We start from the raw sequence: 13,675 nt of genomic DNA, 5'->3' as shown, positions 1-13,675 counted from the left end.
AGGAAAGGGCATGTTGCAAAGCTCCGGGCCGCATTCGCTGGCCTACACGCACCTGATCGTGATCCGTCATGGCGAGACGGCCTGGAACCGCGAGCGCCGGCTGCAGGGCCAGCTCGACATCCCGCTCAACGAGACCGGCGAAGCCCAGGCCCGGGCGCTCGCCGCGGCGCTGTCAGGCGAGCCGATCGACGCGGTCTACTCCAGCGACCTGGGCCGCGCCATGCAGACGGCGTCGCCTCTGGCCGAGGCGCTCGGCCTGAAGGTGAGGTCCGAGCCGCGCCTGCGCGAGCGCAGCTACGGCACCTTGCAGGGCAAGACCTACGCCGAGGTTGCCGAGCAGCTACCCGACGACTTTGCCCGCTGGCAGGCGCGCGTGCCGGACTATGCGCCGCCGCAAGGCGAGTCGCTGGCGCAGTTTCATGATCGCGCGGTCGAGATCGCGCTGTCGTTGTCGCGTCGTCATCCGGGCGAGCGCATCGCGCTGGTGGCCCACGGCGGCGTGCTCGACTGCCTCTACCGCGAGGCCACCGGCATGACGCTGGAAGCGCCGCGCCAGCATGAACTGCTCAATGCCAGCATCAACCGGCTGCGTAGCGACAGCCATCACCTGGCGCTGGCCCAGTGGGGCGACGTGACCCACCTGGAAGCGCTGGCGCTCGATGAAGTGGACCGGCGCGTTCCCTGACGGGACGCCACGGGCAGGCCGCCGGCCTCAGACGCGCAGGCGGAACGGCGTGAAGTTGGTGTTGCGGTCGTACCAGTCCTCATGCTCTGCGCGCTTGAGGAAGTTCACGACCTTGTAGGTGACCGGCGTCATCACGACTTCCCAGCCGGTCTTCAGCACATACTGCGCCACCGCGACCTGGAGCACTTTCTCCAGCGGCCAGATCCCGTAGAACGCAATCACGTAGAACAGGGACGAGTCGACCAGCTCGCCGGCCAGCGTCGAGCCGATGGTGCGGGTCCACAGCCAGCGTCCGCCCGTCCACAGCTTCATCTTGGCCAGCACATAGCTGTTGGCGAAGCTGCCGCAGCAAAAGGCAATCAGCGATCCTAACGCGATGCGCCAGGTATTGCCGAACACATCTTCCAGGCTCTTCTGGTAGTCGGCCATGAACGGCGCCACGGGCATGTGCAGCACCACCAGGCTCATGAATGTCGCAAACGCCAGGGCCGCGAAGCCCGCCCACACCACGCGGCGGTCGCGGCCATAGCCGTAGACCTCGGTCAGCACGTCGCCAAAGATGTACGAGATCGGGAAGAACAGCACGCCGGCCCCGAAGGTAACCGGCCCCAGCAGTGGGACTGTCACTTGCGCCGCCTTGGCGGCGCCGATCAGGTTGGAGCACAGCAGCACGGTGACGAAGGCCACCATGACGAGATCGTAGTAACGGTAGACGCGCCCGGTATGGGTGGAGGCGGCTGTGGCGGCGGTGGCGGCGGTGGGCAGGGCGGACATCGAGGTTCCCGGTTTGGCGGCGCTTTCCGCGCCTGCGTTTTTTCGCGCGATTATGCCAGCTGGAGACGTGCCTTGCCGTGCAGCAAGAAAAATCCCGGCCGTAGCCGGGATCGTGCGGAAAGTGTACCGGTTCGAGCGGCCATCCAGCCGCGGGTCTCCGGGATCAGATATCGAGTTTGGAGATCTTGGCGCCGTTGATCGACGCATCGAACATCAGGCCCGCATTGGTCTGCACGAAGCCCACCACCGGCTGCTGGCTGGTCAGGGTATCGAGCTGGCCATTGGCGCCGATCTTGGCCAGGGCCACGTTCGCGTCGGCGCCGGCCGTCCAGCCCTTGCTCGCCACGAACTTGTTGTAGGCCTCCGGCGTCATGAACATGATGATGACGGCCTTGGACTGCCCCCCTGCGGTCAGGCCAACCGAAGCCTGCGCGGTGCTGTAGTAGCCCACGGTGGACCCGTGCGAGCGCAGGGCCCCTTCGCCGTATTCGCCGCCGACCACCAGGCCCGCCGAGATGACGCGCGGGAACACCAGGATGCCCTGCGCGCGGTTGGCGAGTTCGCGCGAGCCGTTGGTCGAGGAATACAGGCGGTTCAACGCGCCATCCACACCCGCATCGATTTCCTGTCTTTTCGCTGCCGGATCGGACGAGGCCTTGGTGCCTGTCGTCGTGCAGCCAACCGTGAACGCGGTGGCGACGAGCAGCCCCGATCCGGCAACCCGGGTAACAAAATGGCGTCGATTCATAGGTAACCTCCTGGTGGGGTAAAGTACCGCGTCTGGCTTGGGGGTCAATTGGCTGCGGATGCAGCCGGGGCTCTGACCGTGATGGCTACGACTTCACGATAGACGATCTTTGCCATCTGGCCACGCTGGATCTTGCTGAGATCGATGGCAGGATCTTCCACCTTGACTGTGCGCAAGGTTTCGCGCGGGCCCCGGAACGTGACCAGGTGCTTGGCCGGCTCGACCTTCGTGATCTCCGCCGTCACCGTGGTGGTGACTTCGCGCATGATGCCGGGCTTGCTGCCTTCGGCCGCGCGCGAGGTCCGCTCCACCGACTCCGCCAGCGCGGACGACTTGCTGTCCACCGGTTCCAGCGACGCCACGAGCGCCGCGCCACGCGCGATTGTCAGGATGTCGCCCTTGTGGATCTGGCCGAAATTCTTCACTTCGTCGCCGCCCACCAGTTCGACGACGTTGCCGCGCGGGCCTTGTACCAGCACAGCCTTGGTGTTCGGATCGATATCGATGATCTTGCCGCTGACGACGGCCTCCTCGGCAACGCCGACCGGAGCCTGCGGACGCTGGGCGTAGGCGCTGGTGGCGATAAGCATGGCAGCCGCTAACACTGCGACTGGCAGGGAGGACGAACGACGGATCATGGCTTTCCTTGGCGATGGTGAGGGGCCATGCCAATCGGCACGGCTGCCGGGGCACCCTGGCTTGGGTGCCGTTGAAGCCATTGTGGACAATAGGGCAGGGGCCAGCAATCCACTTCGAAAAAATTTGGGATGCCGGACAAAAATGTTTAATTGACGACCGGGGCGGCGCCGCCCGGGGGGATGTGGCGGTGCAGCAATCACCTCGGCAGGCCGGGTTTCCTCAGCCGGGCAGCTCGCCGGTGCCGCTGTCGGGCGCTGGCAGGCCGAAGTGGAGGTAGGCGGCCGAGGTGGCAACGCGGCCGCGCGGCGTGCGTTGCAGGTAGCCCTGCTGGATCAGGTAGGGCTCCAGCACGTCCTCGATGGTGTCGCGTTCCTCGCCGATCGCCGCGGCCAGGTTGTCGACGCCGACCGGGCCGCCGCCGAACTTGTGCAGCACGGCCTCCAGCAGCTTGCGGTCCATCAGGTCGAAGCCCACGCCGTCCACGTCCAGCATGGCCAGCGCGGCATCGGCGATCTCGCGGCTGATGGTGCCGTCGCCCTTGACTTCGGCATAGTCGCGCACGCGGCGCAGCAGCCGGTTGGCGATACGGGGCGTGCCGCGCGCGCGGCGGGCGATCTCCAGCGCGCCCTGCGGGTCGATCCGGGCGCCCAGCAACTGGGCCGAGCGCGTGACGATGCGTGCGAGCTCCTGGGCCGTATAGAACTCCAGCCGCGCCACGATGCCGAAGCGGTCGCGCAGCGGGTTGGTCAGCATGCCGGCGCGGGTGGTGGCGCCGACCAGCGTGAAGGGCTGCAAGTCGAGCTTGACCGAGCGCGCCGCCGGGCCTTCGCCGATCATGATGTCGATCTGGTAGTCCTCTAGCGCCGGGTACAGGATTTCCTCGACGACCGGCGAGAGCCGGTGGATCTCGTCGATGAACAGCACGTCGTTGGTTTCGAGGTTGGTCAGCAGCGCGGCCAGGTCGCCCGGCCGTTCGAGCACCGGACCGGAGGTCTGGCGCAGGTTCACGCCCATTTCGCGCGCGATGATATGGGCCAGCGTAGTCTTGCCCAGGCCTGGCGGCCCGAACAGCAGCACGTGGTCCAGCGCCTCGCGGCGGTTGCGCGCCGCGTGCATGAAGATGTCGAGCTGTCCGCGCACCTTCTCCTGGCCGACGTATTCGTCGAGCAGCTTGGGCCGCAACGCGCGCTCGAACGCCTCTTCGTGCGAGGAAGCGGGCGTGGCGGCGATCACGCGGTCGGGGGCGGAGAACTTGTCGGTTTCAATCATGGCAGCGGCGTCAGGTGTCGCGCTATTTTACGCTTCACGCCTTGGACAGGGCCTTCAGCGCGAGCTTGATGCCATCCGAAACGCCCGTGCCGGCAGGCACCTGCTTGATGGCCGCGGCGGCTTCCTTTTCCGAGTAGCCGAGCGCCAGCAGCGCGTTGAGGATATCGACCGCGTTGTCATGCACGGGGGTCGCGCCCGGCGCATGGCCGAGTTCCGCGCCGAGCTTGCCCTTGAGTTCGAGCAGCAGGCGTTCGGCGGTCTTCTTGCCGATGCCCGGCACGCGCGTGAGGCGCCCGGCTTCCTGCAGCGTGATGGCCTGCGCCAGTTCCGGCACGGACATGCCGGACAGCACCGCCAGCGCCATGCGCGCGCCGATGCCGGTGATCTTGATCAGCTCGCGGAACGTGTTGCGCTCGGTCGCCGTGCCGAAGCCGTAGAGCAGGTGCGCGTCCTCGCGCACGATGAGCTGGGTCAGCAGCGTCACCGGCTGGCCGGTCGCGGGCAGGTTGTAGAACGTGCTCATCGGCACATCGACCTCGTAGCCGACGCCGTGGCAGTCCACGAGCAGGTGCGGAGGATTCTTCTCGATAAGGGTGCCGGCGATGCGTCCGATCATGGTGTTTGCGTGTGCGTTAGCGTTAGCGGTATGGGCAGGAGCGGGGTCGGTTCAACGGTATTGCGGTATTGCGGTCCTGCGAAAGGCCGCAAGTGTAGCCCAGCGGCGCATCCGCGCCTCACGGGTTCCGGGCGTCGATGGCACGCCGGCCGAGCGCGGGGTCGTCGGTGAAGACACCGTCCACGCCGGCAGCGACAAAGGCCTCCACCTCGCGCACCATGCCGGCGGGGCTGCGCGTGGCGGCATCTCCGCCAGTCTGGAAGGCCTTGGGCAGGAAGGCATTCTCGGGCCGGAATGTATAGGGATGCACCAGCAGGCCGGCCGCGTGCGCGTTGCGCACGACGGCGGAAGGCGCGCCCAGGCCGCCTTGCGCATCGCGCGGCACCACGCTGTTCTTCTCGGGGCCGATGCCGTCGGCGTAGGCAGCTACTTCGCGCAGGCCGGTCGGGCTCAGCATGTCGCCATAGGTCCGCGTGTCGCCGGCCAGCCGCCAGTCGGGCGGGGTCTGCTTCGGGTTGCCGATCAGTTGCACCAGCCTGACATTGGGCATGCCATGCCCCAGGGCCTTGCGCACCTCGCGCAGGCTGCCGGCCTCGAACGACTGGACGAAGACGGGCGCCTCGCGCAGGTAGGGCTGGCGGCGCAGCGCTTCGAGGAGTTTGTCTTCAAGCGGCTTGCCGATGCCGCGGAAGTAGCTCGGGTGCTTCAGTTCGGGATACAGGCCGATCTGCCGGCCGGTGCGCAGCGACGCCTGTTGGGCGAGCCGCACGATCTCGTCGAAGGTCGGGATCTCGAACTGGTCGTTGAGGCGGGCATTGTCGGAGCGCAGCTTCGGGATGCGTTCGCGGGCCCGCAGCGTCTTGAGTTCGGCCAGCGTGAAGTCCTCGGTGAACCATCCGGTCAGGCGTTCGCCGTCGATGACTTTGGTGCGTTTCCGGTCGGCAAACTGCGGCATCTCGGCCACGTTGGAGGTGCCGCCGATTTCGTTTTCATGGCGCGCCACGAGAACGCCGTCGCGCGTGATGACGAGATCGGGCTCGATGACATCCGCGCCGTCCTCGATGGCCTTGGCATACGCGGCCAATGTGTGCTCGGGGCGCAGCGCGCTGGCGCCGCGGTGTGCGATGACCAGCGGTTTGCTGGCCGGTGCGGGCGCGGGGATTTCTTTGGCTGCGGCGGTAGGCTTGGGTGCGGAAGGCGAGGGCAGCTTCGTGGCGCAGCCGGCCAGCACGATTGTTGCCAGGGTTGCGGGAAGACGGAATCGGAAGCGGAGCATGGTCGAGGGTTCGTGGCCGCCGCGCGGCAAATGCCCTCGATTGTAAGAGACGGGAGTGTTGGGCTCTTGCCGCGGTATTTGTCAGCCGATCAGCCGCCCGCGGCGCACGCGCATGCCCTTGCGGACGAGGTCGGGGGCCAGGCCGGACAGCGTGCCAAGCGTGTCGCCGCCATTGGCGTGGCAGATGGCTACGCCGAGGGCATCGGCGGCATCGGTGCTCGGACGCCCCGGCAGGCTCAGCAGTCGCATCACCATCTCCTGCACCTGCTCCTTGTTGGCGCGGCCATAGCCGACTACGGCTACCTTGAGTTGCAGGGCGGTGTATTCGAATACCGGCAGGCCTTGTCCCACCAGTCCGCAGATCGCCGCGCCGCGGGCCTGGCCCAGCAGCAAGGTCGACTGAGGGTTGACGTTGACGAACACCTTCTCGATCGCCGCGCAGTCCGGGGCGTAGGTGCGGGCTACCTCGCTGATGCCGTCGAACAAGGTCTTCAGGCGCGCAGGCAGGTCGGTGTCGCCATTGCTCTTGATGGTGCCCGAGGCAATGTAGGTGAGCTTGTTGCCATGCTTTTCCAATACGCCGAAGCCGGTGGTGCGGAGGCCGGGGTCGATGCCTAAGATGCGCATTTGGAGTGGGGTGGGGCCAGTTTAGGGCTATTTGGGACGGGGTCGTGCTTGACAAGCGCCGCTGTTTCGCCGGCGTAGCCGGCGAGTCACTTTTTGTCCGAGCGACAAAAAGTAACCAAAAAGCGCGTTTACTTGTCCTAACGGACGAATATTGATCGTAGCGTGCGAAGAATTTCGTACGGGTATTCGCTTCAGAGTCTGCCCGGCTGCCTGCCGCGTGGAGCGCATCCGTATGCAGGCTCTCCAACAATGATTGAACGAGCCCCGAACCTGTCCGTGGCCCGACACTGCCAGCGACATCGCATCATCGCCTACGGCTGCTACGCGGCTCACTAGTCTGTTGGCTGGCGCATCACAATCACTGGCGCACAAGGACACGAGCCATTGTCTTGGTAGTTCACTCCGGCCCGCGCGGTCAGACTACTGAGCCGCGCGTAGCGCAGCCGAAGGCGATGATGCGATATGGCTGGAGAGCCCGGGCCACGGACAGGTTCGGGGCTCGTTCAATCATTGTTGGAGAGCCTGCATACGGATGCGCACCATGCGGCAGGCAGCCGGGCAGACTCTGAAGCGAATACCCGTACGAAATTCGTCGCACACTACGATCAATATTCGTCCGTTAGACAAGTAAACGCGTTTCTTTGCTTACTTTCTTGTCGCTCGGACAAGAAAGTAAGTCGCCGGCTACGCCGGCGAAACAGCGGCGCCTGCCAAGAATCGCGCCCAATCAATCAGTGACGGAAATGGCGGGTGCCAGTCAGCACCATAGCAATCCCCCGCTCATCCGCCGCGGCAATCACCTCATCATCGCGCATCGAACCACCCGGCTGAATCACGCAAGTCGCGCCAGCGTCCACCACCACATCCAGCCCATCACGGAACGGGAAGAACGCGTCCGACGCCACAGCCGACCCGGCCAGGGTCAGTCCGGCATTCTGTGCCTTGATGCTGGCGATGCGCGCCGAATCCACGCGGCTCATCTGCCCGGCGCCGACGCCGAGCGTCATGCCGCCGCCGCAGAACACGATGGCATTGGACTTGACGTACTTGGCAACGCGCCATGCAAACATCAGGTCATCCATTTCCTTCGGCGTCGGATGGCGGCGCGTCACCACGCGCAGTTCCGTCGGCTTGACGTTCTTTGCATCCGGGCCCTGCACCAGCAGGCCGCCGCCCACGCGCTTGAAGTCATACTGGTTGACCCCCTTGCCCAGCGGGATCTCGAGCAAACGCACGTTCTGCTTCGGCGCGAACACGGCACGCGCAGCCGCGCTAAATGACGGCGCGATCAGCACTTCGACAAACTGCTTTGCCACGGCCTGCGCCGCAGCTTCATCGAGTTCCACGTTGAAGGCGATGATGCCACCGAAGGCCGAGGTCGAGTCGGTCTTGAAAGCCTTGTCATACGCTTCCAGCGCATTCGCACCGACAGCCACGCCACACGGGTTTGCGTGCTTGATGATCACGCAGGCCGGGGTGGCAACGTCGAAGGACTTCACGCATTCCCACGCCGCATCGGCGTCGGCGATGTTGTTGTACGACAGTTCCTTGCCCTGCAGCTGCACGTAGTTGGCCAGCGCGCCGTCCACGGCCTTCAGGTCGCGGTAGAACGCGGCCGACTGGTGCGGGTTTTCGCCGTAGCGCATTTCCTGCACCTTGTCGAAGGCCAGGTTCAGCGTCTGCGGATAGGCACTGCGGCCCTGGTGCGACTTGTCGGTGCCGAGGCTGGTCAGGTAGTTCGTGATCGCGCCATCGTACTGGGCGGTGTGCGCGAATACCTTGGTGGCCAGGCGGAAATTGGTGTCGTAGCCGACCTTGTTGCCATTGCCGCGCATTTCGTCGAGCACCACGGCGTAGTCGGCCGGATCGACGATCACCGTCACGTCGCGGTGGTTCTTGGCCGCCGAGCGCAGCATGGTCGGGCCGCCGATGTCGATGTTCTCGATCGCGTCCGGCAGCGTGCAGTCATCCTTGGCCACGGTCTGCTGGAACGGGTACAGGTTCACCACCAGCAGGTCGATCGTCGGGATATTGTGCTCGGCCAGCGCGGCCATGTGCTCGGGCAGGTCGCGGCGCGCCAGGATGCCGCCGTGCACCTTCGGGTGCAGCGTCTTCACGCGGCCGTCGAGCATCTCGGGGAAGCCGGTGTAGTCGGCCACTTCCGTGACGGGCAGGCCGCTGTCGGCCAGCAGCTTGGCGGTACCGCCGGTGGAAAGCAGCGTGACGCCGAGCGCGTTCAGTTCGCGCGCGAATTCGACGATGCCGGTCTTGTCGGAAACGGAAAGGAGAGCTTGCTTGATCATGGCTGTACGAAACGCTTCAAATTCAAATTAAACCGTGCAGCTGCAACTTCTTGCGCAGCGTATTGCGATTGATGCCCAGGTAGGCGGCGGCCAGCGACTGGTTGCGCTCCGCGCGCACCATCACGGCTTCGAGCAACGGACGCTCGACGGCCTCCAGCACCATGTTGTACATATTGGACGGCTCTTCGCCATCCAGATCCCGAAAGTAGCTGTCCAGGCTGTCCCGGATGCACTGGTCGATAGCGTTGCGGCTCATGCGGCAAGCAACTCCCCTTTTTTGTTGTTGTTGTCCGTTTCATCTTCCCTCTCGCCCGCACCGGCTTCATCGACATAGACCAGCCGTTCGGACCACTGCGCCTGCTCGTCAAAGAAGGCATTGACCGCGGCAAGCTGTTCGCCTGTGCTCTCCAGCGTGTTCATGCGATGGCGGAACACGTTCGCGCCACGCAGTCCGCGCGTGTACCACGCAATATGCTTGCGCGCGGTACGCACGCCGGTGAACTCGCCGTAGAAATCGTAGTGGTCTTCCAGGTGCGTGTTCATGATGGCGCGGATCTCGGCCACCTCCGGCGGCGGCAGCAATTCGCCTGTGGCCAGGAAGTGCTCGATCTCGCGGAACAGCCACGGCCGGCCCTGCGCCGCACGGCCGATCATGATGGCGTCGGCGCCCGTCAGCGCCAGCACCTGCTTGGCCTTTTGCGGCGTCGTGATATCGCCGTTGGCGACCACCGGAATACCGATGGTGGCCTTGACCGCGGCGATGGTCTCGTACTCGGCGTCGCCGTGGTACAGGTCGGCGCGCGTGCGGCCATGGATGGTCAGCATGCTGATGCCCGCGTCTTCCACCATGCGCGCGACGCGCAGGGCGTTGCGGTTCTCGCGGTTCCAGCCGGTGCGGATCTTCAGCGTGACCGGGACGCGATCCCCGACGGCACCGACCACGGCCTCGACGATGCGCACCACCAGCGGCTCGTTCTGCAGCAGCGCGGAGCCCGCGGCCACGTTGCAGACCTTCTTGGCCGGGCAGCCCATGTTGATATCGATGATCTGCGCGCCGCGGTCCACGTTGTAGCGGGCGGCCTCTGCCATCATGGCCGGCTCGGCGCCGGCGATCTGCACCGAGATGGGCTCTACTTCGCCGGCGTGGTTGGCCCGGCGCATGGTCTTTTCGCTTTTCCAGAGCTGTGCATTGGATGCCACCATTTCCGACACCGCATAGCCCGCGCCGAGTTGCTTGCACAACTGGCGGAACGGGCGGTCCGTCACGCCCGCCATGGGAGCGACGAACAGGTTGTTGCGAAGTTGGTGGGGTCCGATCTGCACGTTGAGGCGGTGATTCCGGCGGCCACGGCTCCCGGCGGCATGCGCATGGCGCAATGCGAAGCAGGTCGGCCCGGCTGCGTGGTTCTGGAGTGAAACGGAAAAACACGCCCGCGCCGAAACAGCTGTCGGCATCTTCACGGGCATGAGCGAGGGCTGGATTCTAACGCCAAACGACTGCCGCTGCCCAAGAATTGAGCATCAAGACAATAGGTGGCGTCTGAAAACGCTGGGCCCGGCTGGGCGAAAAGTGGTGAAAGCCACACGCGCGGCTTTCCCAGGGCTTTTCAGCGGCGCATGCCGAACATCATGTGCCGTGCCAGCGCGTGCTTGAGCGGCGCCAGGCAGGCCAGCGCCGCCAGCGAAGCCCCGCGCGCATGGGCGGCCATCGGGTAGTTGACGCCGAATGCGCGCGGCAACAGGTCGGTCACGCCGATGGTCACGGCCCGGTCCAGGCGGTGGCGCGAGGCGAACGCCTGCAGCGCGCGCGGCGTGCAGCCCGGGCGCAGCGAGTCGGCCAGCGCGAAGGCATCGCGCAGTCCGAGGTTGAGCCCCTGGCCCGCCACCGGGTGCAGGGTCTGGGCGGCATTGCCCACGGCCGCGATGCGGCCGTCGACCGTGACCGGCGCCGCGTTGAGCCCGAGCGGGAAAGCGTGGCGCTTGCCGGCCAGCGTAAAGCGGCCCAGGCGGTCGCCGAATGCCTCGCCAAGCTCGGCCGCGAAATCGGCGTCGGACAGCGCCAGGCGGCGCGCCGCCTGTTCGGGCGGGCAGCACCAGACCAGCGCGTAGCCGTCGACGCCATGTTCGTCGTAAGGCAGCAGCGCCAGCGGCCCTTCGGCGGTGAACCGCTCCCACGCCCAGCCCGGCCGTGGCCGCGAGCAGGCAACGTGCCCGATCACGGCGGTCTGGCCGTAATCGCGATGCCGCGCGCCCTGGCCCGCATGCGCGACCTGCTGGTGGAACAGGCCGCCTTCAGCCTGCACGGCAATGCGCGCGGCAAAGCGCGCCGCCTGCCCGTCGGCCGTCGTGCCGGCAAGGTGCACGGCGCCGGCCATGGCGTCCAGGCCGTCGAAGTCCCCGCCGATCAGCGGATCCTGCCGCAGCTCGTCGATGCGGGTCTCGAAGACGCGCAGCAGCCGAGATGCACCGGCCTGCTGGACGGCGCGGCCAAGCGCGCGTTCGAGCACGTTGCACAGTTCGCCGTAGCGGACCACATAGCCCAGCGCGGGTACGCCATAGTCTTCATGGTGGAGCTTCACATGGCCGAGATGGCCGCGTTGCGAAACATGGATATGCTCGATCGCCGTGCCCGCCACCGGCCACGCACCGACCTGCTCCAGCAGTTGCCGGCTGCCATGCGACAGCGCGATGGCGCGCGGGTCGCGCGCCGCCCGCGCCGGCGTGGCCGCATCGATGAGCGTGATGCGCCATTCGGTCGCCAGCAACAACTGGCAGGCCAGCGCCAGGCCCACCGGCCCGCCGCCGACGATGGCGATATCCCTGACTTCAGGCTCGGCCTGGGTCATTGCCGGCGCTCCCGTCCGTATTGAGATCCGGCGCCTGCTCGGGCGCGCCGCGTTTCCAGCAGATCGCGTCGGAGCGCGACTTGCCGGCCTCGGCATCGCGCAGGGCGTTGTCGAGTTTCTGCTGGTTGAAGCCGGGCAGGGCCTGCAGGCGCTCCAGCAGGGCGCTGGCATTGGCCGCGTCCATCGGCGCGACGCAGCCCTGGCCGCTGTCGGCGGCGCCCACCAGGATCAGCCAGGCCTTGCCGGCCCAGGGGGCGGCCCTGGAAACCCGTACCACCACGCGTTCGAGCGAATCCCACATGACCTCCTCGCGCTGACCATCGGGGCGGTGGACCACCACGCGGTCGTCGTAGAGGTTGAGCACGAACGGTTCGTTCGGATCGACGTGGCGTTTCGTGGGCGCGTGGTGCGGTGTTCCGGCGCCGGGGAACAGTCGTCGCAGCCATCCGATCATGCCTTGCCTCCGCCGGTGGTGTTGCGCTCGCGCATCAGGGCCTCGATCTCGTCGGCCTTGACCGGCACGCCGCGCGTGATGATCTCGCAGTCACCGCTGGTGACCACGGCATCGTCCTCGATGCGGATGCCGATATGCCAGTAGCGTTCCGGCACGTCCTCGGCCGGACGCACGTAGATGCCCGGCTCCACGGTCACCACCATGCCCGGCTCCAGCGGCCGCCACGGCCGTTCGCCGTCCACGGCGGGCGTGGCCGCGCGGTACTCGCCCACGTCGTGCACGTCCATGCCGAGCCAGTGGCCGGTGCGGTGCATATAGAAGCGCCGGTAGCTGCCGCTCGCCAGCACGTCGTCGAGCGTGCCTTCCTTGTTGCGGTCAAGCAGGCCGGTGTCGAGCATGCCCTGCGCGAGCACGCGCACCGCGGCATCGTGCGGCACGTTATAGGGGACACCCGCGCGCGTCTCGGCAATCGCGGCTTCCTGCGCGGCCACCACGAGGTCGTACAGCTCGCGCTGGGCCGGCGAAAAGCGTCCGGACACGGGGAAGGTGCGGGTGATGTCCGACGCGTAGCCGTCCAGCTCGCAGCCGGCGTCGATCAGGCACAGGTCGCCGTCGCGCAGTTCGGCGGGGCCGGCGCGGTAATGCAGCACGCAGGCATTGGGCCCGGCCGCGACGATCGAGTTGTAGGCCACGCTCTGCGCGCCGTGGCGGCGGAATTCGTACAACAGCTCGGCTTCCAGGTGGTACTCGCGCAGGCCGTGGCGGGTCGCCTGCATGGCGCGCACGTGGGCGCCCGCGGAGATCTCGCCGGCGCGGCGCATGGTGGCCAGTTCGCCGGCATCCTTGATCAGGCGCATTTCGTCGAGCAGCGTGCGGATATCCACCGCGACCGAGGGCGCCGCGACACCGGCGCGGCCCTGCATGCGCACCGCATCCAGCCAGCGGCGCACCTGCATGTCGGTGCGCGTCGACGCGGCCAGCGGATACGCCAGCTGCGCGCGGTTGGCGAGCAGGCCGGGCAGGATGGCGTCGATCTCTTCGACCGAATGGGCTTCGTCGAAGCCGAAGGCCGCGCGGGCGCCGTCGGGGCCGTAACGGAAGCCGTCCCAGATCTCGCGCTCTTCATGCTTCGGGCGGCAGAACAGGATGCTGCGGTCGGCTTCGGTGCCCTGGCCGGCGACGAGCACCAGCACGGACTCCGGCTCGGTGAAGCCGGTCAGGTAATAGAAATAGCTGTCATGCCGGTACGGGTAGTCGCTGTCGCGGTTGCGCATGGCTTCCGGCGCCGTGGGCAGGATGGCCACGCCACCGCCGCCGGCACGCAGGTGCTGCAGCACGCGCGCGCGACGATCGCGGCAAGACGCCAGGAGGGCTGTATCGGGTGCGGACATAGGATTGCCAACTGGATGGGGGAATGACTCAGATTCTAACGCCGACC

General features: G+C 66.7%; 14 protein-coding genes. 1 reads left to right on the top strand and 13 read right to left on the bottom strand.

The genetic code is table 11. From position 1 onward, the window contains the following. The first annotated feature begins 10 nt into the window (after nucleotides 1-10). The gene (locus tag AC3FKH_RS00400; protein ID WP_488672018.1) at nucleotides 11-685 is read left to right on the top strand and encodes a histidine phosphatase family protein; all 675 of its coding nucleotides are present in this window, start codon (nucleotides 11-13) and stop codon (nucleotides 683-685) included. 27 nt (nucleotides 686-712) lie between these two features. Here the strand turns inward: AC3FKH_RS00400 and AC3FKH_RS00395 are convergent, their stop codons facing one another. The 13 genes from AC3FKH_RS00395 to AC3FKH_RS00335 form a co-directional block, all read right to left on the bottom strand. Continuing rightward, nucleotides 713-1,459, bottom strand: coding sequence for a queuosine precursor transporter (locus AC3FKH_RS00395; RefSeq protein WP_488672016.1), 747 nt, complete (start codon nucleotides 1,457-1,459; stop codon nucleotides 713-715). 163 nt (nucleotides 1,460-1,622) lie between these two features. Further along, entirely contained in the window at nucleotides 1,623-2,207 is a 585-nt protein-coding gene (locus AC3FKH_RS00390) for a BPSL1445 family SYLF domain-containing lipoprotein (RefSeq protein WP_488672014.1), read from the bottom strand. Nucleotides 2,208-2,251: 44 nt separating this feature from the next. Beyond that, the gene (locus AC3FKH_RS00385) at nucleotides 2,252-2,845 is read right to left on the bottom strand and encodes a hypothetical protein (protein WP_488672012.1); all 594 of its coding nucleotides are present in this window, start codon (nucleotides 2,843-2,845) and stop codon (nucleotides 2,252-2,254) included. Between the two features lie 220 nt (nucleotides 2,846-3,065). Then, a complete protein-coding gene (ruvB, locus tag AC3FKH_RS00380; RefSeq protein ID WP_488672011.1) occupies nucleotides 3,066-4,115 on the bottom strand; it encodes a Holliday junction branch migration DNA helicase RuvB in 1,050 nt (349 codons plus the stop codon). Nucleotides 4,116-4,149: 34 nt separating this feature from the next. Further along, nucleotides 4,150-4,731, bottom strand: coding sequence for a Holliday junction branch migration protein RuvA (gene ruvA, locus AC3FKH_RS00375; RefSeq protein ID WP_488672009.1), 582 nt, complete (start codon nucleotides 4,729-4,731; stop codon nucleotides 4,150-4,152). A 118-nt stretch (nucleotides 4,732-4,849) separates the two neighbouring features. Beyond that, entirely contained in the window at nucleotides 4,850-6,007 is a 1,158-nt protein-coding gene (locus AC3FKH_RS00370) for a glycerophosphodiester phosphodiesterase (protein ID WP_488672007.1), read from the bottom strand. An 81-nt stretch (nucleotides 6,008-6,088) separates the two neighbouring features. After that, nucleotides 6,089-6,634: a crossover junction endodeoxyribonuclease RuvC gene (gene ruvC, locus AC3FKH_RS00365; protein ID WP_488672006.1), complete on the bottom strand. Its 546-nt coding sequence runs from the start codon at nucleotides 6,632-6,634 to the stop codon at nucleotides 6,089-6,091. Nucleotides 6,635-7,365: 731 nt separating this feature from the next. Further along, on the bottom strand, nucleotides 7,366-8,937 hold the full coding sequence (purH, locus tag AC3FKH_RS00360; RefSeq protein WP_488672004.1) for a bifunctional phosphoribosylaminoimidazolecarboxamide formyltransferase/IMP cyclohydrolase: 1,572 nt from the start codon (nucleotides 8,935-8,937) through the stop codon (nucleotides 7,366-7,368). 22 nt (nucleotides 8,938-8,959) lie between these two features. Then, nucleotides 8,960-9,193, bottom strand: a complete 234-nt coding sequence (locus AC3FKH_RS00355) for a Fis family transcriptional regulator (RefSeq protein ID WP_211948844.1) — start codon at nucleotides 9,191-9,193, stop codon at nucleotides 8,960-8,962. Next, the gene (dusB, locus tag AC3FKH_RS00350; RefSeq protein WP_488672002.1) at nucleotides 9,190-10,260 is read right to left on the bottom strand and encodes a tRNA dihydrouridine synthase DusB; all 1,071 of its coding nucleotides are present in this window, start codon (nucleotides 10,258-10,260) and stop codon (nucleotides 9,190-9,192) included. Before dusB ends, AC3FKH_RS00355 begins: the two co-directional genes overlap by 4 nt. Before the next feature lie 284 nt (nucleotides 10,261-10,544). Further along, nucleotides 10,545-11,783 (bottom strand): UbiH/UbiF/VisC/COQ6 family ubiquinone biosynthesis hydroxylase, encoded by a 1,239-nt coding sequence (locus AC3FKH_RS00345; protein WP_488672000.1) that lies wholly within the window; start codon nucleotides 11,781-11,783, stop codon nucleotides 10,545-10,547. Continuing rightward, nucleotides 11,764-12,237: a hypothetical protein gene (locus AC3FKH_RS00340; protein ID WP_488671998.1), complete on the bottom strand. Its 474-nt coding sequence runs from the start codon at nucleotides 12,235-12,237 to the stop codon at nucleotides 11,764-11,766. The genes AC3FKH_RS00345 and AC3FKH_RS00340 overlap by 20 nt, the downstream gene beginning before the upstream one ends. After that, the gene (locus AC3FKH_RS00335) at nucleotides 12,234-13,628 is read right to left on the bottom strand and encodes an aminopeptidase P N-terminal domain-containing protein (protein WP_488671996.1); all 1,395 of its coding nucleotides are present in this window, start codon (nucleotides 13,626-13,628) and stop codon (nucleotides 12,234-12,236) included. The genes AC3FKH_RS00340 and AC3FKH_RS00335 overlap by 4 nt, the downstream gene beginning before the upstream one ends. Nucleotides 13,629-13,675: the final 47 nt, after the last annotated feature.

The sequence above is a fragment of the Cupriavidus sp. 21MJTG02-4 genome (assembly GCF_057798975.1).
The sequence above is the reverse complement of the archived record's forward strand: the minus strand, read 5'-3'. Positions and strand labels throughout refer to the sequence as shown.